Source organism: Halalkalibacillus sediminis (assembly GCF_002844535.1).
Lineage (GTDB): Bacteria > Bacillota > Bacilli > Bacillales > Alkalibacillaceae > Halalkalibacillus_A > Halalkalibacillus_A sediminis.
Genome location: NZ_PJNH01000001.1, coordinates 595,806 through 622,342, shown reverse-complemented (window position 1 = coordinate 622,342; position 26,537 = coordinate 595,806). Strand labels below are relative to the sequence as shown.

At 35.6% G+C, this 26,537-nt stretch carries 30 protein-coding genes; 20 read left to right on the top strand and 10 right to left on the bottom strand.

Translation table 11 applies throughout. The features are described from left to right. Window positions 1–140: 140 nt before the first annotated feature. The 3 genes from msrA to CEY16_RS15015 all read right to left on the bottom strand — a co-directional run bounded on the left by msrA (window position 141) and on the right by CEY16_RS15015 (window position 1,997). On the bottom strand, window positions 141–671 hold the full coding sequence (gene msrA / locus CEY16_RS03250; protein WP_101330528.1) for a peptide-methionine (S)-S-oxide reductase MsrA: 531 nt from the start codon (window positions 669–671) through the stop codon (window positions 141–143). Window positions 672–992: 321 nt separating this feature from the next. Continuing rightward, a complete protein-coding gene (locus tag CEY16_RS03245; protein ID WP_238378745.1) occupies window positions 993–1,400 on the bottom strand; it encodes a DUF4362 domain-containing protein in 408 nt (135 codons plus the stop codon). Window positions 1,401–1,850: 450 nt separating this feature from the next. Continuing rightward, entirely contained in the window at window positions 1,851–1,997 is a 147-nt protein-coding gene (locus CEY16_RS15015) for a lmo0937 family membrane protein (RefSeq protein ID WP_143484586.1), read from the bottom strand. Window positions 1,998–2,127: 130 nt separating this feature from the next. Here CEY16_RS15015 and CEY16_RS03240 point away from each other — a divergent pair, with 130 nt between their 5' ends. From CEY16_RS03240 to CEY16_RS03230, 3 genes are read left to right on the top strand one after another with little or no spacing between them, the layout of a single operon-like run. Beyond that, window positions 2,128–2,457, top strand: coding sequence for an SCP2 sterol-binding domain-containing protein (locus CEY16_RS03240; protein ID WP_101330527.1), 330 nt, complete (start codon window positions 2,128–2,130; stop codon window positions 2,455–2,457). Between the two features lie 30 nt (window positions 2,458–2,487). Continuing rightward, a complete protein-coding gene (locus CEY16_RS03235; RefSeq protein WP_162297832.1) occupies window positions 2,488–4,440 on the top strand; it encodes a TRAP transporter permease in 1,953 nt (650 codons plus the stop codon). Window positions 4,441–4,459: 19 nt separating this feature from the next. Continuing rightward, on the top strand, window positions 4,460–6,511 hold the full coding sequence (locus CEY16_RS03230) for a penicillin-binding transpeptidase domain-containing protein (RefSeq protein ID WP_101330525.1): 2,052 nt from the start codon (window positions 4,460–4,462) through the stop codon (window positions 6,509–6,511). 38 nt (window positions 6,512–6,549) lie between these two features. Here CEY16_RS03230 and CEY16_RS03225 read toward each other — a convergent pair whose 3' ends face one another. Beyond that, complete coding sequence (locus CEY16_RS03225) at window positions 6,550–7,464, bottom strand: glycerophosphodiester phosphodiesterase family protein (protein ID WP_101330524.1); 915 nt, start codon at window positions 7,462–7,464, stop codon at window positions 6,550–6,552. Window positions 7,465–7,572: 108 nt separating this feature from the next. Here CEY16_RS03225 and CEY16_RS03220 point away from each other — a divergent pair, with 108 nt between their 5' ends. The 7 genes from CEY16_RS03220 (at window position 7,573) to CEY16_RS03185 (ending at window position 12,350) form a co-directional block, all read left to right on the top strand. Continuing rightward, entirely contained in the window at window positions 7,573–7,905 is a 333-nt protein-coding gene (locus CEY16_RS03220) for a CHY zinc finger protein (protein WP_101330523.1), read from the top strand. A gap of 351 nt (window positions 7,906–8,256) precedes the next feature. Then, on the top strand, window positions 8,257–8,556 hold the full coding sequence (locus CEY16_RS03215) for a DUF4272 domain-containing protein (protein WP_101330522.1): 300 nt from the start codon (window positions 8,257–8,259) through the stop codon (window positions 8,554–8,556). Between the two features lie 7 nt (window positions 8,557–8,563). Next, entirely contained in the window at window positions 8,564–8,806 is a 243-nt protein-coding gene (locus CEY16_RS15575) for a DUF4272 domain-containing protein (RefSeq protein WP_162297831.1), read from the top strand. Window positions 8,807–9,011: 205 nt separating this feature from the next. Next, window positions 9,012–9,476, top strand: a complete 465-nt coding sequence (locus CEY16_RS03205) for an Imm30 family immunity protein (RefSeq protein ID WP_238378744.1) — start codon at window positions 9,012–9,014, stop codon at window positions 9,474–9,476. 924 nt (window positions 9,477–10,400) lie between these two features. Next, window positions 10,401–10,778, top strand: coding sequence for an IolE/MocC family protein (locus CEY16_RS03195; protein ID WP_101330518.1), 378 nt, complete (start codon window positions 10,401–10,403; stop codon window positions 10,776–10,778). 184 nt (window positions 10,779–10,962) lie between these two features. Continuing rightward, window positions 10,963–11,700 (top strand): metallophosphoesterase family protein, encoded by a 738-nt coding sequence (locus tag CEY16_RS03190; protein ID WP_101330517.1) that lies wholly within the window; start codon window positions 10,963–10,965, stop codon window positions 11,698–11,700. 110 nt (window positions 11,701–11,810) lie between these two features. Beyond that, a complete protein-coding gene (locus tag CEY16_RS03185; RefSeq protein WP_101330516.1) occupies window positions 11,811–12,350 on the top strand; it encodes a hypothetical protein in 540 nt (179 codons plus the stop codon). Window positions 12,351–12,543: 193 nt separating this feature from the next. Here the strand turns inward: CEY16_RS03185 and CEY16_RS03180 are convergent, their stop codons facing one another. Further along, window positions 12,544–12,912 (bottom strand): carboxymuconolactone decarboxylase family protein, encoded by a 369-nt coding sequence (locus CEY16_RS03180; RefSeq protein ID WP_101331128.1) that lies wholly within the window; start codon window positions 12,910–12,912, stop codon window positions 12,544–12,546. Between the two features lie 140 nt (window positions 12,913–13,052). On the opposite strand from CEY16_RS03180, the gene CEY16_RS15385 reads away from it, so the two are divergent. Then, window positions 13,053–14,126: a CAP domain-containing protein gene (locus tag CEY16_RS15385; protein WP_238378743.1), complete on the top strand. Its 1,074-nt coding sequence runs from the start codon at window positions 13,053–13,055 to the stop codon at window positions 14,124–14,126. Window positions 14,127–14,163: 37 nt separating this feature from the next. Here the strand turns inward: CEY16_RS15385 and CEY16_RS03170 are convergent, their stop codons facing one another. Next, window positions 14,164–15,198: a serine hydrolase domain-containing protein gene (locus CEY16_RS03170; protein WP_238378742.1), complete on the bottom strand. Its 1,035-nt coding sequence runs from the start codon at window positions 15,196–15,198 to the stop codon at window positions 14,164–14,166. Between the two features lie 88 nt (window positions 15,199–15,286). Then, a complete protein-coding gene (locus CEY16_RS03165; protein ID WP_101330514.1) occupies window positions 15,287–16,312 on the bottom strand; it encodes a potassium channel family protein in 1,026 nt (341 codons plus the stop codon). A 107-nt stretch (window positions 16,313–16,419) separates the two neighbouring features. Between CEY16_RS03165 and CEY16_RS03160 the strand changes: the two genes are divergently transcribed. The 3 genes from CEY16_RS03160 (at window position 16,420) to CEY16_RS03150 (ending at window position 18,346) form a co-directional block, all read left to right on the top strand. After that, the gene (locus CEY16_RS03160) at window positions 16,420–16,626 is read left to right on the top strand and encodes a CDGSH iron-sulfur domain-containing protein (RefSeq protein WP_101330513.1); all 207 of its coding nucleotides are present in this window, start codon (window positions 16,420–16,422) and stop codon (window positions 16,624–16,626) included. Between the two features lie 177 nt (window positions 16,627–16,803). After that, window positions 16,804–17,484, top strand: coding sequence for a SatD family protein (locus CEY16_RS03155; protein WP_101330512.1), 681 nt, complete (start codon window positions 16,804–16,806; stop codon window positions 17,482–17,484). A 19-nt stretch (window positions 17,485–17,503) separates the two neighbouring features. Continuing rightward, the gene (locus CEY16_RS03150) at window positions 17,504–18,346 is read left to right on the top strand and encodes a DUF3307 domain-containing protein (protein ID WP_101330511.1); all 843 of its coding nucleotides are present in this window, start codon (window positions 17,504–17,506) and stop codon (window positions 18,344–18,346) included. Between the two features lie 43 nt (window positions 18,347–18,389). On the opposite strand, the gene CEY16_RS03145 is transcribed toward CEY16_RS03150, so the two are convergent. Then, complete coding sequence (locus CEY16_RS03145; protein WP_101330510.1) at window positions 18,390–18,788, bottom strand: hypothetical protein; 399 nt, start codon at window positions 18,786–18,788, stop codon at window positions 18,390–18,392. A 126-nt stretch (window positions 18,789–18,914) separates the two neighbouring features. On the opposite strand from CEY16_RS03145, the gene CEY16_RS03140 reads away from it, so the two are divergent. Then, window positions 18,915–19,094, top strand: a complete 180-nt coding sequence (locus CEY16_RS03140; RefSeq protein WP_101330509.1) for a YfhD family protein — start codon at window positions 18,915–18,917, stop codon at window positions 19,092–19,094. A gap of 97 nt (window positions 19,095–19,191) precedes the next feature. Here the strand turns inward: CEY16_RS03140 and CEY16_RS03135 are convergent, their stop codons facing one another. Then, complete coding sequence (locus CEY16_RS03135) at window positions 19,192–19,617, bottom strand: hypothetical protein (protein WP_101330508.1); 426 nt, start codon at window positions 19,615–19,617, stop codon at window positions 19,192–19,194. A 172-nt stretch (window positions 19,618–19,789) separates the two neighbouring features. On the opposite strand from CEY16_RS03135, the gene CEY16_RS03130 reads away from it, so the two are divergent. The 5 genes from CEY16_RS03130 (at window position 19,790) to CEY16_RS03115 (ending at window position 24,738) form a co-directional block, all read left to right on the top strand. Continuing rightward, window positions 19,790–20,458, top strand: coding sequence for an HAD family hydrolase (locus CEY16_RS03130; protein WP_101330507.1), 669 nt, complete (start codon window positions 19,790–19,792; stop codon window positions 20,456–20,458). A gap of 118 nt (window positions 20,459–20,576) precedes the next feature. Continuing rightward, window positions 20,577–20,879, top strand: coding sequence for a hypothetical protein (locus CEY16_RS03125; protein WP_101330506.1), 303 nt, complete (start codon window positions 20,577–20,579; stop codon window positions 20,877–20,879). 400 nt (window positions 20,880–21,279) lie between these two features. Beyond that, window positions 21,280–23,718, top strand: coding sequence for a S8 family serine peptidase (locus CEY16_RS03120; protein ID WP_101330505.1), 2,439 nt, complete (start codon window positions 21,280–21,282; stop codon window positions 23,716–23,718). A gap of 267 nt (window positions 23,719–23,985) precedes the next feature. Further along, a complete protein-coding gene (locus tag CEY16_RS15010; RefSeq protein WP_202908591.1) occupies window positions 23,986–24,093 on the top strand; it encodes a TlpA family protein disulfide reductase in 108 nt (35 codons plus the stop codon). A gap of 15 nt (window positions 24,094–24,108) precedes the next feature. Next, window positions 24,109–24,738 (top strand): TlpA disulfide reductase family protein, encoded by a 630-nt coding sequence (locus CEY16_RS03115; RefSeq protein WP_101330504.1) that lies wholly within the window; start codon window positions 24,109–24,111, stop codon window positions 24,736–24,738. An 88-nt stretch (window positions 24,739–24,826) separates the two neighbouring features. On the opposite strand, the gene CEY16_RS15545 is transcribed toward CEY16_RS03115, so the two are convergent. Beyond that, window positions 24,827–26,173, bottom strand: a complete 1,347-nt coding sequence (locus CEY16_RS15545) for an N-acetylmuramoyl-L-alanine amidase (protein ID WP_101330503.1) — start codon at window positions 26,171–26,173, stop codon at window positions 24,827–24,829. Between the last annotated feature and the right edge of the window lie 364 nt (window positions 26,174–26,537).

Here is a 26,537-nt window from a genome sequence, read left to right as displayed (position 1 = left end):
TTACATTCTAATGGGAGGGTATTTTTGAACCCAATATCAACATTGAACTTTAATCAGAGTCTTTCAGAAATGTAATCATCTACATAAAACAAGCACCTGAACGATTGTTAGGTGCTCCATTTACATAAATTATTGCTTTTTTACTTCCAGTTCCTTTCAATGAACTCGTCTCTGCCAGATTGTTCACGGTCTTTTTTATATTCTTCTGGATTCTTTATATAAAAGTCTTGATGATATTCTTCAGCAGGGTAGAAGTCTGATGCTTCCAATATTTCAGTAACAATCGGTTGATTGAAACGGTCACTTTTTTGTAGTTCTTCTTTGCTTTTTTCAGCGAGCATTCTCTGATCTTCATCATGATAAAAAATGGCTGTTTGATATTGTGGACCTCGGTCTTGGAACTGACCATCTGGATCGGTCGGGTCTATTTGCGTCCAATATAGATCAAGGATTGTTTCATAACTGATTCTTTCAGGGTCGTAAGTGATTTGTACGGATTCACGGTGTCCAGTATTTCCTGTTTTTATCTGTTCATAAGATGGATTTTTTATTTCACCACCAGTATAGCCTGAAATTACAGAGTACACGCCTTCCCACTGGTCGAATGGTTTGACCATACACCAAAAGCACCCTCCTGCAAAGGTCGCAACAGATTTATTGTTATTTGTCATGGGATACACCTCTTTATATGTATAAGATTGAAATCGTATTATATCAATCTTTCTATCAATAATAAATGAAAGAGCACTCAAATTAAAAAGAGTCCCCAGCGAACTTAACGGGTTCAGTTTTGGGAGAGAAAACTGCTAATAACATTAGAAATAACACAATAATTTGTGTACATTTCGCACCCCATTTCGCATTATAAATAGCAAACTAAAACGCTCAGAAAATATTCTGAGCGTTTTTTTAACGTGATATTTAATTTCCTTCTTCAACTAAAGCACCCGTTAGTGGAGTAAACACTTTTTGTTTTTAATATAGCGAGAAATTTATTTTGGGATTTTAAAGTTAAAGTAATTTCCAAAATCAGAGGAGCAGTCGCTTAAATGGTACTCAATTCCATCTTCAGTGTTGCTACTTTCAAGATTTGCACAAGTTGTGCTTTTTTCTCCTTTATCAGAACCTGCATATTCATCTTGTGAATTATCATAAGTGTATTTAATATCTTCTCCGTTATACTCTAAAGTAAGGAATATAGGGTCCCCTTCAGTAGTATATCTTACTATGCGTACTGTGTCTTTATCTTCATTTTCAACATTTTCAATGAAGTTATTAAATTCATTTAAATTGCTTATTTCTCCACCTTGATTGACCGTGACATCTCCTTCTCTCACTTGTTGACAGGCAATTAACATTGGTAAAAGTATTATAAATACGAGTATTAAATATCCCCTCACAATTTTACCCCCTCCATAATTTAAATCTGTTTATCGAATTAGACGAGTTAAAACTTTATTAGTTTCAAAATATTGCTGTTGAACTAAACTGCTTCGTTAGTTGAATAAGCACATTCTGTTTTTCTATCTATATTTTAACATGAAATTTCAGAAAACCTTTCCAAAAAAATAGAACAACTCATTATTGGCATCCCATATCATATTTGAATTAACATAGCTTTTAACACTTGTTTTCACACCTTAAATGTACACTGTACATAAATTTATGTACATCTGTTAAAAGGGTTGCTAATTACTGTGTCAATCTGGGTGTTAAAAACAGATAAATGTTGTTATATCAATAAAAAAAGGAGTACGAAACGCTATGCGAATTGCACTCCTTTTTAGTGTGTTATTTATTGTTTTCTCTCCCGTTACTGAACCCGTTACAGCGAACTAGGGACCTTTCATCTAAAGTTTTCGTTTACCACTAATTAATTGGAAGATAAATACAATACCAGCGATGAGTAATAGTAAGTGAATTAGACCTCCTGCAACGTCTAATAAAAACCCAATTAACCAAATTACTAATATAATGGCTACAATCGTCCAAAGCATTGATATCACCTCTCTTGAAATTACTGATAATAAAAATATTATACCCTTGAATTCTTTAAAGAAAACATTTCGTACAATGCAGAGGATTTTTGATATATTAGAATAAGTATTTATTTTTAGGGGGAGAGATATGTCCATTCATGAAAAACTAACACGTTTAGTAGAAGCTATGAATTCAAATCCTACACACTTATCAAGTCTAAATGCGTTTTATGGATTTGAAATTAAAGATCAAGAAGAAAACTATAGTGTTAAATTCGAACAAAATCGTGTAGAACTTTTGGAGGAATTAATTGAAAATACTGATTGCACATTGAGATTGAAGGGTAAACACCTTGAAGAGCTGATTGATGGAACACTAAATGCTACTTCAGCTTTTATGATGGGTAAGATCAAAGTTGATGGAGATTTAACTCTTGCTCTTAAACTCCAAAATATTTTAAAGGAATATAGACAGTAAGAAAACAATTTCAAAAAGGGGATGAGTTTATTGATAAATAATACTCATCACATTCCAAGAAAACCGTTAGAAGCTAATGATTCAGAATTTGAAAAGCCTACAGGGTCCTTACGTTTATTAATCGCATTTGTTCTTGGAATTTTTACATTGTATCAAATTTATTCGACCATATTTTTACCGCCACCACCGCACATACAGCGTTCTCTTCATTTAGGGTTCGCTCTCTTTTTAATCTATTTATTGATACCGGTCAAATTTTATCATCAACAAAAATTCTCTTTAAAAGCTTCCATAGTGCTTTTAAACATAGCATTAGCTGGCCTTAGTGTCGTGGTGGGAATTTATTGGGCGATTTATTATAAAGAGTTGATCAGTAAAGGTATATTTTTAGAGTCTCTGGATTTGTTAATCGGAGGCATTGCAGTACTGCTGGTCATAGAAGCAAGTCGTAGAATTTTTGGGTGGACGATGGTTTATGTCGTAACGGCATTCTTGATCTATGCCATTATCGGTGATTACTTACCGGGTATTTTTCACCATGGTGGGCTCAATGTCGATACATTGATTAGGATCATGTTTTTTACAACTGATGGTATGTTGGGATTACCAATCAAGGTGGCATCCACCGATATATTTTTATTCTTTATTTTTACTGCGTTTCTTCTGAAAGTTGGAGTAGGCGATTATTTCATTCGTCTTGCAGATACAATCACAAGTAGAACTACTGGAGGAGAAGCGAAATCTGCTATCTTATCAAGTATGTTCATGGGTACGTTGAGTTGGAGCTCTACTTCCAATGTAATTAAGTCTGGATCTCATTCCATCCCGTCAATGATTAAGAAAGGCTATAAAAGAGAATTTGCAAGTTCTGTGGAAGCTGCTGCTTCTACGGGTTCTCAAATCATGCCACCTGTCCTCGGGGCAAGTGCATTCATAATTGTTGAATGGATAGGTGGGGTGACTCTGGCAGAAGTATTCAAAGCAAGTCTGATCCCATCCTTGTTATTCTTTTTAAGTGTCTTCATCATTATCCATCTCCAAGTTAAAAAAATGGGTGTAAGTGATACTGGAGAACATGACGCAATGGGTTCTATGCAGTTATTGAAAAAATCATATGTTTTAGCACCTTTAATAGTATTTTTCATACTACTCTTACTAGAACAACCTATAGTAGAAGTGATGATGATTTCTATTTTTGCTACTATAATAGTTGGTTTCATCAATGATTTGGTCGATCATAATCGTGCATTCGGTTTAAAGGAAATGGTCGTTGCATGCATTGACGGTGCTAGGAACGCATTGACTGTAATAATTGCGCTTGCTGTCGTAGGCATCATCGTAGGTATTACTGTACAAACTGGTTTAGCTAACAAGTTGAGTAATGGTATTTCTTTTATTACTCAAGATCTTACTTTACTCACCTTGTTCATTACGATGGTTCTTTCCATTATTTTAGGTATGGGGATGCCCGCTGCAGCTAAATACGTATTAGTCGCTGCTTTGGCAGCTCCCATTATTACTTTGACTGGGGAACCGAGTATTGGAGCACACTTATTTGTTTTCTACTTTGCTTTATATTCAGACATCATGTCCCCAGCTGCACTTGCATCATATACATCTGCGAGGATCTCAGGGGCGACACCGACCCAGACCAGTATATTTGCGTCAAAAATTGTACTACCGGCATTAACAATTCCTTATCTGTTCATTATTTATCCTGAATTATTATTCATAGAACCAGCGAATCCTTTATCAATTCTATGGGTATTACTGACAGTTATTGTCGGATTGACCGCATTATGTATCGGGGCAGTCGGTTATTATAAGGTTGAATTTAGTAGTAAAGAAAGACTTGCCTCTATCGTAATAGGATTATTATTAATTTACCCTCATGTAATTAGTAATGTTGTTGGTATTGGATTGCTAGTGTTTTTCATTGTTTATCTAAAGAGAAAATATAGTACAATGGATATAACTGGTTAATCTCTAGGGGGGAATATTTTTGAAGAAAATTTTAGTATTGGTTCTTATTTCAATATTGTTTGTTGCTTGTTCTCCTGAGGAGGAGGACGAACCAGAGTTTGCAAATCCATATGATAAAACCGAAGAGTATATTTCGCTTTGGGAAGAACAAAAATTTGAGACAATGTTTGAAGATCATTTAACAAATAGGACATTATCCGATTTTTCGCGTGAGGATTTTGTTGAAAGGTATGAACACCTCTATGAAGTCCTTGAAGTAGATAAGTTGGATATCTCTATTAATAATAGAGAAGAGTTGGATCAAGAAACGTTAGAAACGATGGAATCGTATGAAATCCCAATCCAAATTTCATTTGAAACTCTTGCAGGCCCAATTGACTATCAAAAACATATCGATTTGGAAAAAGTCTTTCCAAGTACTGAAGATGGAGGGGAACCTTCACCAGAAGATGCGATATGGAAGTTAGAATGGGATACTTCATTCATTTTACCTAACCTACAGGATGAAGATGAAGTGAGGTACAGAATTAATGAAGCACAACGCGGTGAAATTATAGACAGAAATGGGAACTTACTAGCGACTAACGGGGAAGTGTTTGAAGTTGGTGTCGTATTAGAAAACTTCGATGAGAGTACATTGCCTGAATTAGCTTCAATTTTGGGTGTTTCAGAGGAATACATTCAAAATAAGTACAACCAAAGCTGGGTTCAAGATCATTATTTCGTACCAATCAAAAAACTCATGCTGGAAGATGAATCTGTTGTAGATGATGCCACAAGTATTAGTGGGGTTACTTCACAGGTCTCAGTTGGTCGGGTCTATCCTTACGGTAAAGTTGCGGGTCATTTGACTGGCTATGTCGGCCCGGTTTCACAAGAAGAGTTGGAAGATTTAGAAGGAGAAGGGTATGATTCGGACGATGTTATTGGTAAGAGAGGACTAGAGCAACTCTACGAAGACCAATTAAGAGGGGAAGAGGGCGCTGAAATTTTCTTGATAAAGCCTGATGGGGCTGAAGAAACTGTAGTTGCAGACGATTCTACTTCTGGTGAATCTATACAAATCACCATTGATATGGGGTTACAAGAACGTCTCTATAACTTGGTACAAGAGGAAAGAGGTACAGCTGTTTCTTTGAATCCTACAAACGGTCAAGTGATGTCCTTACTTAGTTTTCCAGCTTTTGATCCTAATGAGTTCGTGCTTGGAATGACTAGTTCGAGATACCAAGAGATTTCAGAAGATGAAGGAAGCCCCTTGATCAATCGTTTTTCTTCTACTTATTCACCAGGATCAGCAATGAAATTGATTACATCAACAATTGGTTTCCGTACCGGTAAATTGGATCCGGATGAGATGAAAACAATCGAATCTGATAAATGGCAAAACAACGATTCATGGGGGAATTACGAAGTAACGAGAGTCAGTAACCCCCATTCAGAAATCAATTTAGAACGTGCCATCACTTACTCAGACAACATTTACTTTGCAATGTTAGGAGTAGATATTGGTGCAGATACCTTTGAGGAACAAATGACTGAATTAGGCTTCTCAGAATCGTTACCTTTTGAATACCCTGTTACGACATCTCAGATTTCAAATGATGGAGAGTTGGATAATGAAGTCTTATTAGCTGACACTTCATACGGTCAGGGACAAATGTTGATTAATTTTGTTCATTTATCATCTCTCTATGGTGGCATAGTAAACGACGGCGTTCTTATGAGTCCAACACTCTTACTCGACCAAGAGTCAAAAGTATGGATGGATGAAATGATTACAGCAGATCAAGCTTCCTTATTACAAAATAATTTGAGGAAGGTAGTAACTGATGGAAGTGCTACAGGTGTTAATTTAGAAGGAAGATCGATCGCAGGTAAAACAGGTACAGCGGAATTGAAAACAAGTTTTGAGGACACTTCAGGAGTCCAAAACGGAATTTTTGTTAGCTATGATCAGGAGAATCCAGAATTCGTTCTTTCAATGGTGATTGAAGGAGTTGAAGATCGCGGCGGAAGTGCACATACCGTGGATTTAGTCAAAGAGTTTTATGAGTCACAAAACAATTAAGTCACAAAAAGACACAGCTTCCAAGATGAGGCTGTGTCTTATTTTAATTCTTCTATTACTTCTAAAAGAAGATCAGGTCGGTCCGTCAATATTCCATCAGCACCAGCTTCAAGTAAGTCTCTCATTTGATCCTGGTCGTTAATTGTCCAATAATGCAGCTGAAGATCAATACGATCAGCACCATCTATTATATTTTCAGATGTCAGGTCAAAACCACTTTCCTCTAAAGGAACTTGAACTGCATCGACATCGGGCCGGTATAAATTCCTTACAAAAAACTTATGAAAAACGACGAATTTAGTAACTTCTTGGCGCCCACCTACTAAAGCCACCCCAGGTGCATACTCTTTGAAGGTATCTAATATTTCTTGGTCGAACGATGCTATTAAGACTTGGTCCTTCATTTGATGTTCTGTAATCAACGATGCTAGTCGTTCAGAAATTTCCTCCATACGATCATAAGGGTTTGTATCTTTTATTTCGAACTCAAATTTCATATCGGGAAATGCTTCAAATAATTCTTCCACAGTTATCAGCTGAACATCTTGGTCCCTAAATGGGAATTGTTCTTGTTCATCCTTAAAATAATAACCTGCGTCTAATGACTTCAACTCATCTAATGTCATCTCTGCCACTAAACCAGAACTATCAGTAGTGCGATCAACAGTCGGGTCATGGATAGCTACTAAATAGCCATCTTTGCTAATATGGAGGTCTGTTTCTAGAACATCAACTCCTAATTCAACTGCATTCTCAAAGGCTTCCATCGTACTCGAAGGCGCTAAATGCTCGCCTCCTTGATGAGCAATTACTAACGGATCCTCTTGATCGAAAAAAGGCTTAACCTCGACAGAATGTAATGGTAACCAATTCAACACTATGTATAAAATCCCCAAGATTGTTAGGGTGGATAACCCAATCTTATTCCATTTTTTGATTTTATTATTCTCCATTTATTCACCTCTTTTCTCATAGTTATTTTACCATAGCCACTCTTGAGAAAAATTAGGTTTTTTGCAATGAATGGTTCGTGTATAGTTAAGAATATGAGGTGATATGACATGAAGGTAAAAGGAACTGAAGTGAAAGGTAAGATAATTGATCAACATACAAGATGTGCTCATTATCATAGTGAACTTGATATCATCGCAATCAGGTTCAAATGTTGCGATACTTACTATCCATGCTACTATTGCCATGAAGAAGAAGCCGACCATTCAATCGATAAGTGGAATGAAGAAGATTTGAATGAAAAGGCCATATTATGTGGAACTTGCGGGGAAGAGTTGACTATCAGTTCGTATTTAAAAGATCCTACGAAGTGTCATCAGTGTGGTACCTCATTCAACCCGAATTGTCAGTTGCATCATCATTTGTATTTTAATATCGATTGAAAAAATAAAAGCGTCCTAAAATATCGGGTTCCGTTCAGAGATGCACACAGACGGAAACACATATTATTTCACACGTGAATTCGCATTTGAATTCACGTCTTTTATTTTGTTGTAATATCAGGTTTTTATAGAGTTTAGCTATTATAAACACACTCTAAATCACATTCCTATTCACAGGACTGAAATAAATATTGTAGTAGGTGAGAATCCATTGTGATTTTTATTTTACGTCAAGGTTAAATAGAAAATTATGTTAAAATAAATTTGAGAATATAAAAGTTTGTGAACAATTGTACTTAAAGTAACGGGGCAGTTTAGTTGAATAAGAAAATGTTATTAAGGGGGAAGTTTGTGGAACTCCAATTTAACCAAATAAAGAAAAGGTCAGAAGAAAGAATTAAAAAATATGGAGCAAATATTAACCAATACTTACCTATACTTGAATACCGGGGTGTACGAAGTAACGATGAAATTATTAAAAGAGGAACTATAATGGCTGGTATGGTGTATATCGCACATCAAGCTCCAACATCCGTTGTTAGTGAATGGATTGTAGAACAGGGTATATATTCATATGTCACAGAGTTTGAAAGGGGTATTTTAGATAAGAATGAAGAAGAAGTAACCTTCAGAAGAGATTTTGAAGATTAAATGGTACGTGGAAAGCCTTTGGGCTTTAGTTTGGGTGCTAGGTATAAACAAGAACTTTAAAGTTGATGAACCAGTAGGCGATGATTTAATACAAATGGTTCCTGACGTAAGGAAAACACAGAATTTTACTACATTAAAAGCCAAAACTTTAATACTAAACGAGAAGGAAATTTATCAACAAGCTGATTTTTATTATCGAGTCCATTGGTATTGTGTAGATACTAGGTTAAAGGGGGGTAAACTTCAGTAAGTTTGATGAAAGTACAATTATGGAAAGAAGAAAGGCACTTGACTGGGTTATTACACCTGAAGAAGAATGGGATGAAATAGCTTTAAGTACATAACATCGTTGTTGCACTAATGGCGGCAATTAGTTGAACAAGAAAAGCCAAATACACTTTAAACTTACTGTAATTATAAGAGTCAATGATTGAAGTAAAAGGGAGATGTATGGTTTGAATATTCACCAAGAGATAGAAAAGCTAAAAAATAGTAATTTACTCAAAAGTGATAAGGATATTAATGATTTTGAAGAAGCCATTACACGCATTGTAGGTGTTGGAGATATAAACTGTATTAAATACCTATGTGCTCGTTTTCATGATGGTACAGAACATGATGAGATTATGTTTGGTTTAATCCATGCAATTGAATCATTCGACCAAAATTATCCCTTATACGACACCTTAAAGGAATTAGCTAAATCAGTACCACTTATGTTTCCTCACGCAAAAGAATGGGCTAAAACTTTACATAAACGAATTTTAAATCATAAACCCACGCTTGAAGTATATATAGATGTTGTATCAAGGAGTGAAACAACTACCAAGAATTTAATTGCAGAAATTGTAACTGAAATAAAACATAAAAATCCTTCAAGGTTTGAAGAATCAGCAGATAGGTTTTTAAGTTCAATATAAGAAATTTCTTATTCAACTAATAGGGGCATTAGTTGAATAAGGATATTGCTCCTTGATTCACTAATGGGGCAGGATATTTGAACAACACAAATGAAGTCCAAAGCAGGGATGTGATTGTATTTTTCACGATGGGTTTCCAATCAATTTGAGAGATGATGTGACTAAAATAGTTAAACTCATTTCGCAAAAGACCAATAATAATGTCACTATTGGAGTATCAGAGGATACTGTTGAGTATTTTCAAGACAATAACGTGATTAAATTTCCTTATCGTACTTATTACATTGATAATTCAGATGAATTTATAGACAGTTTAAATGAACAACAAAAAATGATTGTGCATTGCATTTACTCAAGAAGTTGTGACGGTTTTGTACGACAAAAACATATGAATTCATTGCTTTTGATGGATTATGAAGATTGGTCAATTCCATACATCGTAAAAATATGTGATGAATATGTCTTAGAAATATTAGAAATGACCTATGAAATCTTAAAAGACCAGGACACAGAACGGATCAAAAAGTTTTGTCTTCAAAATAATGATTCGTTTTGCAAAAGCTATAACAGAATGATTAGCTATTGGAACGAATATTACAGATTTAAATACAATAAATTTCAGCAATATATAGGGAGGAAACTATTTAGAGATTGTTTTGGATATTCTAAATCAATGGAACGCAGGAAAAACAGGAGTTTGTGAAACGATATACTTAAACTATATGGGGGCAATAGTTGAACAAGGCGATCCACAAGTTGATCGTCTTTTTATTTTATGTGATAAATAGTTGGAATATTATGTTAACATTGATTTAGAAGATCTTGAACTAACTAGCAAGTTCATACAAGATAAGTAAAGAAAAATATACCAAAAAAATGTTAGAATGTACTTTTTGATGATGATTATGTAGGGGGAGGTATTTTATGGGGAAAATAAGCCTTGTTTCTATTATTCTTTTATTTTTAATTGTGGGTTGTAGTCAACAGCCTGACATTGACATTAGTTCAACCATAGGGAAATCTGAAGATTACTTTAGACAATTAGAGGAAATAGAAACAACTGCATCAGCATTTGATGGTAAAAAAGACGTTAAGTTCAGAATTATGGTTGAAGGAACCCCAACAGAAGAGGAAGCAAACATCTTGTTTAATGAAATACTGGATAGATTTAAGGAATACTCTAATCATCAAGAAATATGGGCTTATTACAATGGTTATTTTAATATAAAGAATTACGACGATGGTATAATTTACGAAGCTACTAAAGTTATAGATGAAGAATTAAAAGTAGTATCTAAGTAAACACAAATAACTTGTTCGAGCAGAACGAATGGTTGCATTAAAAAGGTGTTTAGATTAAAAAGTTTGTGAAATAGTGTACTTAAACAAACGGGGGCAATAGTTGAAGAAGGAATTTTCGCGTTGATCAATTAAAGGGTAGTTTAGTTGAAGAATATTATAATAAGACAAAAATAGGTGTGGTTTAATGGAAAGTAAAATTGCAATTATAACTGATATTCATGGTAATAGTGCAGCGTTAAGGGCTGTATTAAATGATATCGACAAAGATAAGCAAATTAAACATATTTATTGTCTTGGTGATTTAATAGGTATTGGTCATGAAACTAATGAAGTTCTTGAAATGTTGTTTTCTCGTAAGGATATATCATTTGTAAAGGGAAATCATGATGAAGCTGTACTTCATATACTTGAGGGGAAAGAACCAGAAAGTGTTGGTGAAGAAAAAGAGCACCATAAATGGATTGCAACAGGGTTAGATGATAAATATATTCCTAAATTACGAAGCCTTCCAAAAAAACAACACAAAAAAATAAATGAATTAGATTTTTTGTTTGTTCATTATCACTTAAATGATAAAAATGAATTTGAATCAATTGATACACAACCCACCTTGGAAAAACTAGATGAAATTTATAAAACCGTTAATGCAGATGTTGTCTGTTTTGGGCATCACCATATAGTTCATCACTTTAAGTCGAAAAATAGACTTTATCTTAATCCAAGTTCATTAGGGTGTAATCATAAACCTTTTGCACCATATGCTAAATTACATATGGGTAAATCAGGTCAAATAGACACTATATTTATTGAAGTGCCTTATGATAACAAAGAATTTTTACTAACGTACGAAAAGCTAAATGTTCCCGCTAAGGAGTTTATTTTGAAAAACTTTTATGGTGAACAACACTTACAATATATCTAAGCTCTTATTAAGCTAAAGGGGGCGTTAGTTTAAGAGCGATATTGAGGTAAAGAGGCAGTTTAGTTTGAGTAAGAGAGGAATTTTTTGGCATTATTTTTAGGGGTATATTGATGCGATTTTTATTTGTTCTATTAATATTATTCATAACAACCGCGTGCTCAACAGTAAGTGATGTTGAAAAAGATATTTCGGATATACGGAAGAGTTTAGATGACTTTCAAGCTAAAACGGTTCCTTTTCAAGATAAAATTACATTCACACTAAAATCTGATGACATTTTAAATGGACTTAAAGAACCCAAAAAGGTCACCCAAATTGAAGATACTGAAGTTTATTTAAGTGAATTAAGAGAAAAGGAAGATGAGATATTTGTAATAGTTGGGGTTGAAGGTAATTTTAATCCAGAAGGTGGAACAATGCTTAGCCTTTTTCGATTGAATAACGAAAATTCTTATTCTAGTACATACGAACTAAAAACTTACAACGATAAAGGAGAAGAGGTTGGTTTTGTTCGAGGTGGAGGTGGAGGTGGAGGTGAACAATTTGGGCAATATGTCCATTATAGGTTAACTAAAGAAGCCCTTAAGGAAAGTGAAGAATGGACTTTCGAAATTAATGATATTCATTTATTAAATTATAATGGAAAATAGTTATTAAACTAATGGAGACGTTAGTTGAAGAAGAAAAATCGCACCAAAAAGGGACTTAGAAAATTTTCTAAGCCCTTTTTGATGTGATCTCTATTGTGAATTCCTTTGTGAATTGCATTACGATTTTAACTGCGATTTAACATTTTGCACCTCACAACGGAACCCTTACTAAAATAAGGGACGCTTCTTAAATTTAATGTTGTTGGTTAGAATAGTGGTGGAAAGTATCCATAGCAAGTGTAACACCTTGGGCGAAAGCAGCGCCGCCACCAAGAGCAGCACTTATAGCAATTGTCTCTAAAATTTCTTGCTCTTCAGCGCCGTGCTCTACAGCACCTTTCGTGTGGTAAATGATACAGTACTCATCCTGGGCATAAATGCTAATCCCGATCGCCATGAGCTGTTTTGTTTTCTCATCAAGGTTTCCTGGTTCAAAACAAGCTTTCGTAAAGTCAAAGTATCCTTGTGTCATCTTCGGTAACTTTTCTTTCAGATAGTTCGTACCTTCTTTATAATCTAAGACGGATTGATCAAAAAAATTCTTTGGTTCTTCATGATTCATTTCCAATTTGCTCACCTCATCAATATGTTCTTCTATTATCGTTGATTAATCGTCAAAAAATATACATACTGTTTAGGCCCTATGACTTTTTTATTCGTAATTAAGCGTAGTAGAATAAAGGTAAGAGAGTGGAGAAGTAGGTGAACAAATTGTTTAGACTATTATTGGTTATGACCGTCCTAATCGGTTCGGTTTATTATTTATATACTGAGACAGAGGCTTTTGATGAGTTTTCAACAGAAGAGATTCCTCAAAATTTTGAAGAGGAAGGCGCAAAGATCTTAGAAACATTGGATCCTCTGACAGAGGCTGAAACGTATGAAAACTTGTATTCAAGATTGAAGCAAGAATTAGAAATGATTTCGTATTATTTACCGTTCGGTGATAAGGCGAATCCGATGACTCAAGCGGATTATAATGGTGAAATACAAACCGTCGACCGTGAGGAAGAATTGGTGGCCAAAATTAATCAAAAACGAGAAGAAGAATCACTGGAAGAGTTTGAACAGCTTGACGAGCTTACCGTCGCTGCTAGAACCAAATCAAGCGACATGGTCGACAATGATTATGTCTCATTGGAATCGGAGGAATACGGAGGCACCAAAGAATTGATGGACCGCTTCGGGATACCGTACCACTCTGTTGCCGGGAGTATTTCTGCTGGAGAAGAGGGTGTAGATGAAGTCTTTGAAGAATTGATGTCCAAAGATTTCTCTGACTATGTGGTTAATGAAAATTACACTCATGTAGGAGTTGGTTATGAAGAGGGAGGAGAATATGGCCATTATTGGACTGTCTATTTCATTGAACATCAACCAGAGGAAAACATTCAATCTTTTGAAAAAGAAGTTTTTCATTTAGTGAATGAGAGACGTGAAGAACACGGATTGGAACCTCTGAAGTACGATTTCGAGTTGGCGAATGTTGCTCGAGAGAAGTCGAGAGATATGCGTGATAGTGAATATTTTGCTCATGAGTCTCCCAATTATGGACCACCACATGAAATGATCAACCAGTTTGACATTCCTAATTCAGGGTCAGCGGAAAATATCGCTGCAGGGCAGCGTACACCTGAAGAAGTGATGGAAGGCTGGATGAATAGTGATGGCCACAGGGCGAATATTCTACATGAAGATTTGACGCACATTGGAGTAGGTTACACACAAGGTGGGCCTTACAGAACGTATTGGACACAAATGTTTGTTAGAAGGTAAAAAGGTAGGAGATATCAACATCAGCTTACCCAAATCATTATTTAATCGATAGAGCAATCCGCATTGCCAATCGTATTGGTAATGCAGGGTTAGCAAACTGATTTACATCTCCTACTAAGAACAAATCCTTATGAGGATAATAAAAAGCAAATGATCCTGTTGAACCAGAGTGCCCAACTAACTCTCCTTTTCCAACAAAAACTGTTGAAAGGCCATTTAATGGTATTCGCATGTAGCCACCTCCATATTGAATAGGATACATGGAAGTTTGTAACTTTTTATATTTATTTAGTTGATGAAAAACCTCTTTTTTAAAAAATTTCCCTCGAAAGAAGGCTTTGAGAAAAATCATTAATTCACGTGCTGTGCTAATACCTCCACCGCTAGCACGTGAGCTTTTAATAAATTTCGGACGGGAAATGTATCTTTCTTTATAATAAATACTGGGAATAAAATCATGTTCGTTTTGAGGTAAATATGTTTTCTCAAGTCCCAATGGTTTAAAAATAAAGGACTGGAAAGCATCTTCTAGTGAGGAAGCAGTAATGGTTTCGATAATCTCTCCGAGTATTTCAAAATTGACATCTGCATAATATGCTCTCTTAATCGCGTCGGGTGCGAAGTGTGGTTTCAATTGTTTGGTCAACTTTATGATTTCATCAAAATTAATATTAAAATCTTCTTGAAGGACGCGTTTTTTAAGGCTATCTTTTCTTTCTTCAAAGATATCTGGGAGGCCACTAGTTTGGAATAATAAACTAGAAATGGTCAAATCAAAAGAATATTCCTGTCCATTATACATATGAAGTTCACTCAATTTCTTTTTGTCGACAAACCTTGATACCTTATCATCTAGTGACAACTTATCTTGTTCCAACAATATCAAAATGCAAGTGGTTGTAAACATCTTTGTGATACTAGCCATAAGTAATGGAGAATCTATACTTTTATCTCCATATTCATTCTTGTACGAAAAGTCTCCATTTGAATTTTCAACAAATAGTACGAATTCATGAACTTGCTTTGATTTTATAGCTTGATTAAAGATTTTATCACATTTTTTAGTATCCATTAGCTTCCACATACCACCTTCCAATTAATAATACTACTCGACTCTCCACGAAAACTGATTTACTGTAACTACTTACGCAAAAATACCTTTATTTTATCGCCTCATATGTCTCTTGGTCGCAAACGATCAACAACTCTGATTGTTCTGGGATAGGCTCGTTCAGTTTTTTAGCGATCCCAACTTCCTTTCCGTTAGCCAAAAGAGTGGCCCCCGATTCAAGAAGGTCTTGATAAGCATCTCTATATGTTTTCCAGTGTTTCTTCTTTCGAATGGAGTAAATATCATTTCCATACCTTGAAGAAGTGAGTTGTCGAAATACTTCACTGGCACTTCTATAGCTCGCACTTTTAGCAATTAAACGAGCACTCATATGATAAGGGGTGACGAATTCATCTACATCCGCGTGTTGAAACGCATTTATATGTTGGTCATTTAAAATTTCAGCGATTGTATATACTTCAAAATTTTCTTCTTTTCCTAAACCTTCAATAGTAGTCGCTATTAATAACGTTTGCCCGTCAGCTAAACTATAATTTTTCATATTATCAGGGGCGAATATCAATACGGCATGAGATTTCTTAATGTTGGATTGGTGTAATGTGCGGTGTTCAGCTGGATTTCCTGATACAAAATGGATGCGATCGTCTGTTGAAGGTTTTTTATCAAGATCCTCATCAATAATCACGATTTCTTTGTCATCATGAATGTGTAATAATTCTTCAATCGTTTCTTTAGAGCGCTTTGTATAATTTACGATTATATAATGTCCTTCACTTTTGTAAGCCAATTTACCTTCCTCCTTCTTTTTACGGTACACTTGAAATGCGTCAACAATGTAACCTATCACTAACCCCATCAATCCAATACCTACTATGTAAACAGCTGTCATCGCGTAAATTTGACCTGCAGTGGTTGTGGGAGATACATCTCCATATCCTACAGTAGTCACAGTTGTCATCACCCACCAGAGTGAGTTGAAATAAGAATCGAATGTTTCTGGTTCGATCAAGCGCATAAGATATGCTGAAAAGAAAATAAATAACACTAATAAAGCAGAGTATATATGCCTGTTTTGTATCCTTGATACTCTTTGAATCAACATTCGTATAATCATCGTCTTAATTCTCCTTTTAGAAAATTACAGTTATCGCACATACATTTGAACTGTTTTACGTTATAATAATACAAGCTATCCTACATAATTTAAAGGGAGGAATCATTATGACTGAACAAAACAAACCAATTATTCAAGTCAGAGATAACGGTTCAATACTAGTAAAAGGTGACGTTCAATTATTAGATGCTGAAGGCAATGAATACGAGACAAAACCAGCTTTTTCTTTATGTCGTTGTGGAGCGTCTAAAAATAAACCTTTCTGCGACGGAGCCCATAAGCAGATTGAATTCACAGACCAAAGTAGAGTCTAATTTAAAGCTAGATCTACATATTTACACTAACATTAGGCGTCGACAATATAATGTCGGCGTCTAATTTGTAATTTACTCCTAGTATGTTATTATTTATGTACACGTAAAAAACATGTACTTATGTTGAGTCCATGATTTTTACATGTACATTATGAGTTGAAAGGAGGCGAAATACCGATGGGCGAACGTTATGCTTGTATAGCATTGGATGTTCAAAAGTCTAGGGAATACCCGCTTCAGCAGGTAGAAAAGTCATTAAATAAGCTTAAAAGAGAGCTTAATGAACAATTCAAAGAAAGCTTAAGTATTCCTTTCGATATCAGAATGGGCGACGAACTGCTCGGTGTATGTAGGTCTTTTGCAGATGCCTATATGATTATCAAACAAATACACAAGAACACGGAATTATCTTTCTATATCGGTTGTGGCTTTGGTCGGATCGACACTGAAGATAAACAGAACATAAATGTTTCTAATGGAAGTGCGATAGTCAATGCGATTGAAGCAAGAGATGATTTTGTTAAAGAAGGAGATCAAGAAGCAAAGATCTGGCAAATTTCTGATTCAAATAAAACATTTTTCTACAGTGATGAGTTTCCTTATCAATCGGTCAATAGCCTCTATCATTTGATTCAGCATTATTCTATCAAGAGAAGTGAAAAACAACAGAAAATTGTTGACTTAGTCGAAGAGTATCCTGAAAGTACGTATGAAGATATCGGTGAACGATTAGGTTACAAATCACCTAAAACGAGCGTTTCGAATCATTTGAAAGCTGCAAATTTTGAAATTGTCAACCAGTCAGAGCACGCATTGACTGAATTATTGAGCTATCATCAAAAGGTACTGGAGAAATAACTAGAGTAGGGGGGATACCTTGTCTATATTACTTTTGTTAATCTTGGCACATTTACTCGCTGACTTTGTCCTTCAAACAAATAGACAAGTCAGGGAGCGGAATGATATTTCCAGTTCAATCAGACATAAAGCTTTATTGCAGCATGCAATCATTCATTTTATTTTATCATCACTATTCATCCTATCCTGGTTATGGATCGACAATAGAATAGAACATCCTTCAATATGGATGACACTATTGGTAATAGTATTAGTGTCACTTTCGCATTATGTAATCGACTGGGCCAAGTACCATATCAAACAGCTTGTCCATTCCCAAAAGTTGAAGTCGCTTATTTTTATAGGGGATCAGTTGTTGCATATAGCTGTCATCTTTATTGCTGTGCCATTCATAACAGATGTAGAACTAACCATACAATTCAGTACTTTTGATAAATTAATTGGTTTAGCCATTTTAATTATTTTGAACACAAGTGTAGCTTCATACTTTATGAATATCATACTGAGTAAATTAACGCCGCCTAATTCGATGACACAGATTACAGAAGAAGAGGTGGAAGTAAAGGAGACCGACAAAGAGAAGTCTTCTCAAAGAATCAAGACAAAATCAACCACCTCTTATCCGGACAATACGGATCAGACAGGCCGATATATAGGAATGCTAGAACGACTGTTGATCATGATTCTTGTGTTCAGCAACTCGTTCATGGGTATTACTATTGTACTTGCGATCAAGTCGATTACCCGCTTCAAACAATTCGAAGACAAGCGTTTTTCAGAATATTATTTGATCGGAACTTTATTAAGCATCATCATTGCTGTAACGATCGGCTATGCAGCAAAACTTCTAATCAATAGTTAATAAACGATCCATCCCACTTTAATTTTTCTAAAGTGAGGGTGGATCATTTTTTATCAACAGAGATGATCGGTGTGAATTTGGTGAAGAGACATTGGTCAAGATCTTCTGATTTAATAAAGCTCAATTCTAGCGCTGATTTGATTTTATCAATATCAGGAGCTTCAACCACTTCAATAAATTCTTCGAGTCCTAAGTCTTTAAGCCTCTCCACAGTAGCTTCGTCATCGAATTTTTCTTGTTTTCTAATTTGGCGCCGAACTTGATACTCCCCGATTTGTTGGCGACATTCTGTATTTTCACCTTTTTGGTCATCTAGAAACGCTACAATTTCTTTCCTCAATTCTTTTAACTGTTCATCAATTGCTTTCTTTTCTTGTTTAAGGGAGTAGAACCTTGCAACTGATTCTTCCATAGAGCTTGTTTCAACCTTATTTTCACTCATATACGACACTCCAATCACTTTATTACTAAACCTTATGATTGAAGATATTTATTCATACGTTACATGATTATGATTACACTTACTGCACATAATAAAAGCAAACCAATAGATTTGAGGTGAAAATCCATGGGAAGAGATGAGCATAAGAACGGAAAGAGGAACGATCCACTTCGCCAAACCCCAAAAAATCAGGTTTCTGATGGCGTAGACGTTGAGTTTTCTGATGAACTAGCAAATCTAGACGATCAAGAGGCTCAAGAAAGAAGTCGTGCTGCAGAGGAGAGAGCAAGGAAGCGTCAGAACTAATAAAACCCTGTTTAATAATCCTTAGTTCATCTGAGGATTAAAAGCAGAGCTTCAATTAAGTAACTGGCCCTTACATATTATTGTAAGGGCCTTCTAATTATTGGTTATAGGGATCAAAGTCGATTTTATCTAAAAAGTCTTGGATATCTGCGTTGAAACTAAATACATACGGTCGTCCTTCACCGTTAAGCATCAATAAATAAGGTTCATCACTTGTAGGAAGAATAATGATAACTGTTTCGATCTGATCGTCGATCCACTGATTTGTAACATGAAGAGGGGAGGGGAACAGTGTTTTTATCATAAATCCTTCCCTCGGAATAGGGTTGATCATCGTGCAAACTCCGTCAATCGTTTCTACATAACCCGCCACATAAGATTGTAGCTCATCACTGTTCGGGATTGTTTGAACAACTTCTTCATTTTGAATATCGAAGACTTCAATATCTGGAAGCTCTTCTGCATACACAACGTGTTGTATAAATAACGGTACTAAAAAAAGTATAGTTAACACTCGAATCATGACTGATCACCTCACGACTAGTCTTTCCTATAGCCGGGATTCATATGAAATTGAATATGAATTAATTATGTTTATCATAAAAACATTATGTAAACAATTATAAGAAGGATTTTTTCCCAATACTATGCTAAAATAGAATAAAGGATGCAGTAATTTTCAAAGAGGTGTTAATTTGAGAGTCATTACAGTGGATTTTGATGGAACATTGTATCAAGGTAACTCGTTCAAAGTCATGTTTGATGTAGCAAAGAAAGAATTCAAATTCAAACAATGGTTAGTAGTAGGTAGTAGTATCTTGAAAGCTCTAATTGCTTTAGCGACTAGCGGAAAAGAAAAAGCGAAACATACGTTTTTTCGTGGATTTGTAAAGTCGTTCAAGGGAAAATCACATCAGGAATTAAAAGGTTTTTTTGACCAGTTAGCAGGTGGAGATTTAGAAAAAGTAAACCGCCCACTTGTTGAGAAGGTTAAAAAACATCAATCTGAAGGAGATCGAATTTTGATTGTCTCCGGTGCTTTGATGCCCTTTTTAAATGCATTCACAGAAGTTATCGAGTTAACAGATGTCGATATAATTGGAACCGAGCTCAAGTACGATGGACAAGGTTATTGCACTGGTCGTATGGGTGAGATTGTAAACGGGGATCGAAAAGCAGTAGTAGTTCGCAACTGGCTATCTTCTCAAAATGTGGCCGATGTAGATGTTACTTTATGGGCCTATGCAGATAGTAAAAGCGATGAACCATTATTAGAAATGGTGGACTACCCTGTAGTAGTAAACCCAGATGAAAATATGGAAAAGTTGGCTCAGCAGAAAGGATGGCCAGTTTTCGGAAATTAGAATATAGTGCCAGTCTGTTGAATACTCTTTTAATTAGAGGGTTTTTTCTAAGTAAATTTACTGAATAACATGATTCACTGATTAAAAATTATGAAAGACTAAGTGGAGGTTACATAATATGAACAATTTGAATGTTCAGCATTACACTAACGAACATAGCTATAAGGTCACCCAAATCACTGAGAATATAGAAAAACAGATGGTTATTGCAAAAGTGACGAATTACGGGAATAAAGCAGAAGAAAATATAGGTCATTTCAAGTTAAAAAGAGGTAGAGAATTAAACCATGATGATGTCGTAGTAGATGACGAAGACATTCAAAACAAAGTTGTTTTTGTAAGAGATGTAGATTGGATCAGCGACGAAATGAAAGATGCAGTTTGTAAATTGATCGAACAATTAAAAGTCGGCGTTAAATAAACACGGTAAAATACATTTTCAACCAGGACCACCCTAGCCAATAGGGTGGTTTTGTTTTGACCGAAAATATAATATTTTCAAAGTTATTAGCACGTTACCCAAAAGGTAATGTGCTTTTTTTGTCTACAAAACCGTTCCAAAGTCCTTAATCTAAAAGGCGATTATTGTTCATGGTTATAAGATTATGTAAGAACTTAAATATATTTGTCACGATTAAAAGAAATTTTTAGGGAATCCTTCATTATTTAGTCGAAGGAATAAGGAATAAGTCTAGCAGGTTGTTCGTGTAGAAGTGTCAAATTTATATAAAGTCTAATGAAAGTATTTTTGTACAAAAGGTGGAGGTGGATCAGTAGGAAAATGTACAAAAATTGAATATAAAAACTGGAGAGGTGAAAGTATGTATAAAAGATTTTCAAAACCGTTTATCTTTTTGATGGCACTAGCACTAATATTGTCTTCTTTTAGTATGAGCGCTTTCGGTGAGAGCAAGCCGCAAGCTAAAGAAGGATTGAAAACCGCCGAAATTTTCGGTGACCTTGAACTTGCTTCAGATGCCCCGACTTCAGTTATTGTAGAGCTCCAAGAAGAGTCTATCGTTGAAGCGAAACACAAAGGAAAGCAACAAACCAAAGCTAAATTGAAATTAGAACGAGGTAAAGTAATTTCAGATTTAAAAAGCAAGTCTGAAAATGCTAAAGTGAATCGGGAATATGACTATGTCTTTTCAGGATTCTCAGTAGAATTACCAGCTAATGAAATTACAAAATTGGCGACTATTGAAGGTGTAAAAGCAGTTTACCCTAATGTTGAATATAAGGTCGATGCGGTTAGCAGTGAAGTCATCGATCCGGATGCTTACTATCCTGAAATGATGCATAGTGCTCCATATATAGGAGCAGATGATGCATGGGATGCTGGCTTTACAGGTGAAGGAATCACTGTGGCAGTCATTGATACGGGTGTTGATTACACTCACCCGGACCTTGCCCACGCTTTTGGAGATTATAAAGGATGGGACTTAGTAGATAATGACGACGATCCTCAAGAAACACAAGTAGGTAATCCTGCGGGAGGTTCTACTGCTCATGGTACACACGTATCTGGGACCATTGCAGCCAAAGGCGATACAGTAACAGGTATAGCACCAGATGCTAAACTTTTAGCTTATCGTGTTCTTGGACCAGGAGGAAGTGGTACTACTGAAAATGTAGTAGCTGGTATTGAAAGAGCTGTCCAAGATGGTGCAGATGTCATGAACTTATCTTTAGGTAATACACTGAATAACCCTGACTGGGCGACAAGTATTGCTCTTGATTGGGCAATGGCAGAAGGGGTAGTTGCGGTTACTTCTAATGGAAACTCTGGTCCTGATAATTGGACAGTTGGTTCACCAGGAACTTCGCGCGAGGCCATTTCAGTAGGAGCTACTCAGTTACCTTATGATAGATATGAAACATCCATCTCAACATCTGGTGACGTAACCTACTCGTCTGCAGAATTGATGGGATATAGCTTTAAAGAAAATGTAGAAGCATTAGATGGTGAAACGTTAGAATATGTTGACGCTGGCATTGGGACAGTTGAAGACATGGAGAACCTTGACCTGGATGGAAAAGTTGCACTTATCAGTCGTGGGGCTATCGCTTTCGTTGAAAAGGCCACAAATGCAAAGGCCAAAGGAGCAGTAGGAGCAATAATATATAACCATGTAGAGGGAGATATTCCTTTTGAAATCCCAGGAATGGCTTTACCTACAATTAAATTGTCTGATTCAGACGGAGCAAAAATATTGGCTGAGCTAGCAGAAGGTAATAATGAAGTTACTTTCGACATCAACTTCAGTGAAACTTTGCCAGAAATTATGGCTGACTTTTCTTCACGTGGACCAGTGACAGATACTTGGATGATTAAGCCTGATGTATCCGCACCTGGAGTGAATATCACAAGCACGATTCCTACACATGACCCTGCAAATCCACACGGTTATGCTGCTTATCAAGGTACAAGTATGTCAGCACCTCATGTAGCTGGAACTGCTGCGTTGATTTTAGAAGCAAACCCAACTTGGGGTGTGGATGAAGTGAAGGCATCGTTAATGAATACTTCAGTAGATTTAATCGACCCTGCTACAGGGGAATCCTACCCTCATAACTCACAAGGAGCTGGAAGTATCCGTATATTAGATGCGATAAATACTGACACACTTGCAGTTCCGGGTAGCCACTCATTTGGTAAGTTTATAAAAGATAGTGGTAAACAGGTTGAGAAACAAAGCTTTGAATTAAAGAATCTTTCAGATAAAGAAGTTCTTTACAGCTTCGATGTTAAATTTGAAGGAAACCCTAAAGGGATAAAAGTTACGACGAGTAAAAACTTGAATGTTAATGCAGGAGAGTCAGAAGATGTGAACCTCAAAGTTCAGGTGGATACCTCAAAACTAGATCCAGGCTACTATGAAGGAAGCATTGAAATCAGCGATGGGAAACAGATTGTCGATGTCCCAACAATTTTATTCGTTGGTGAACCAGATTACCCTCGTGTAACAGGAGCATATTTTGCAAATGTCGGAGAGGAATATGTTGTAGGTTCATATTTACCAGCTGGAGCTGAAGTTTTAGCATATGATGTCTATGTTTTCAACGCTAACGGTACTATCGGAGACTTTATAGGTACTATCGGTGAATTTACTAATGTACCTGCTCCTATTCATGAGTTTTCTTGGGATGGTAGTGTAGATGGAACTGGTGAACTTCCAAATGGAGACTATGTACTAGGTGTATATGTTGAAAGCAATGGAGTTTCTGAATACAAAGCATATTTAGTGACAAAAGACTAATTAGAATTCTTAGTTTGATATATTGATACTATTTCAACCTTACTTCGTTCTCAATCGGGGTAAGGTTTTTTAAATTAGGAATTCACTTCAGATTAAATTTTTATACAGTCATTAACGTCGAGGATATATATCCTATTTATTTTATCTCAAGAATTCTACACAAACGATTTTACGCTATTAAAAATAAATATTTTATTTTTACTAGTATAGAATCTATACTATTGATAAGTAATGAGATGTTTTATCAAAGGAGGAATATTGATGATAATGGAGAAAGTGCAAGATCTTAGGCTAAAAAATGTTGATGGAAAAGAAGTTTCGATTAGAGATTTTAATGGAAAAAACACATTAATATTTATGTGGGCTTCTTGGTGACGCTGCCGCGAACAACTGCCAGGTTGGCAGAAGGTTTACGATCAAAACAAGGACAAAAATTTTGAAATTCTTTCAGTTGCTGTGGACGGTCAAGGCTCAGAAGTAGTTAAGCCCCATTTAGAGGGAACTACCTTTACAACTGTTGTAGATGAAAACAATACACTAGTTAACATGTTTAATTTTAAGATGGTACCAAATGGAATTTTTATTGATGAAGAAGGGACCATACGTTTGATTAAAGAAGGTTTTTCAGTTGATAACTATGAACATGTTGAGGCTGTGGAACAATTAATTAACAAAGAGGTAGAAAAAGTTGAGTTTGATGAAGGACAGACCAGAAATGAACAAACGGATCTTCAGCTTCAACTTGCACAAACAAAATTTAAACTTGGAATGGAATATGCTAAACAAAATAGAGATGAAGAAGCCTTAAAAGAATTGGATGACGCTATTCTGTTGGATCCTGATAATTTTACGATTCGAAAACAAAGATGGTATATTCGTTATCCAGAAAAATTCGGTCAAGATATAGATTTTGATTGGCAAAAAGAACAATTAAATAAAGAGCTAAAGAAAGAAGAACAACAAAGAAACCAAGGGTTAGTTTGTGGGCCAGATGGTTGTTTCATTCCTCAAGATAAATGAATATAGCTTAGATTATTTAGGTACAAAGAAATCTAAAGAAGAGGGTTCACCATTAATTGTGACCCTCTTTTTTAAATGTTAATAATTTTTAGTTTGAACTATTTTCTTTTACTTCTTGCAGTGTTTTTTCTAAATTTTGTATAGAGTTTTCTAACGCTTTTTCATATATTTGTAAGATAGATTGTCCGTAATTCTCACCCGGAACAGCCCATTTACCATTTAGTGCTTGCCATGTGGTTGCTGAGCCTCTTGTTACTAGGTTAAAGCGAGGATCTACTAATGGATATTTATCTGGTAATGGTTCAGTTGAAGCATATGCATATAAATGTTGTATATGTGCTAGTGCACTCTCTTCTGGGGTATCAAAACTAGCCCCTGGATTATCTGATCCTGTTGCTCCAAGTCCACTAAAATTGTTTTGCTCTGGCTGTACTACTCCAGTAAAACGAAGATAGTTTGTTTCATGCATTGCCTGTGCGAAAGCTATGTCTCCTCTGATTCCATAATACTGACCAAATTTTAGATAATACGCACCTAGTTCCTTAGCATTAGGATTTATGCTTTTGACAAATTGATTCATTTGTATTGGGGATATTAGTGTCTTTCCTAAGATTGGGTAACCCATTGGTTCAGATATACCATCTTCGGTTAGAATATAAGCATCTTCAATTTCTGCTTGTTTTACTTTCTCTAAACGTGCCTCTGCATTTTCTAGAATAGAAAATGCTCCAGCTTGCACACGATACCATTGTTGACCAGCCATAATAATCGGAACAATAAACGCTTCAATGCCATTTAATTCAAGGTGGGCCACACGCTTTTCAGCATTTTCCCTTAAACTGAACGATCCTGCAATTACCCTATAAGTTGAATCGTTATCTCCAGATTTAGGCTGAAGATTAAATGCCTTCACTAATCCATTAACATGGCCTTGGGCAACTTTTTCACGCCATGATGCCATTTGTATTAAGTTAGCATCTTCCACATTATCAATAAACCCATTCTCAGTTATGAGCGCTGGCATAATTGATTCACGCAATACATGGAAATTGGCCATTTTTTGTCCACGGTCTTTTAGCCCATTAACCTTCATTACTTCTTCGTGAAGGATATCTTGGTATTGTGCAGTAATTGAAGAATCAGATAAACTATCATGAATAAAATTCTCAAATCCTTTTGCACTACCATCAAACGCATTACAATGGATGGATAAATAATGATCAGCGCCCCATGTATTAGCCTCATCGGTCCTCTCGGTCAAGTTTTTAGTCCTATCATCAGTTCGACTCATCAAAACTTCAACATTTTCATAACCATTTTGCAAGATAGAGCGTATTCTTAATGCTATATCTAAGTTCATATTTTTTTCTAATAAGCCATTCCCTTGAGCACCGGAATCTACTCCGCCATGCCCTGGGTCTAAATAAAGTTTCATTTAATAAACTCCAATCTATTAAAATTTTATTATACTATCAATTTATGAAAAAAAAATCGTCTTTGACTGGGACAATGTTGTTTTTTATGGAAACTGATTAATGTGTAGATTATATCAAAAAGACTGATTGTTTTTGGCTATATAAGATGGATAGATAAAATAAATTTAGTAATAAGCTTTGAAAACAGATATATTGATAATTGGAGACGGACCATCAGGAATAGAGGCTGCTTAACAGCTATAAATTATTCAGATAATCTACGATTGGGCTTATGATTCACTTAAGATCAACAATAGATCAATGTACATCTTTCTTTGCAGCAAATCCCTCAGCTACAGAACTTCCGTTTGGCTTGCTTAGAGA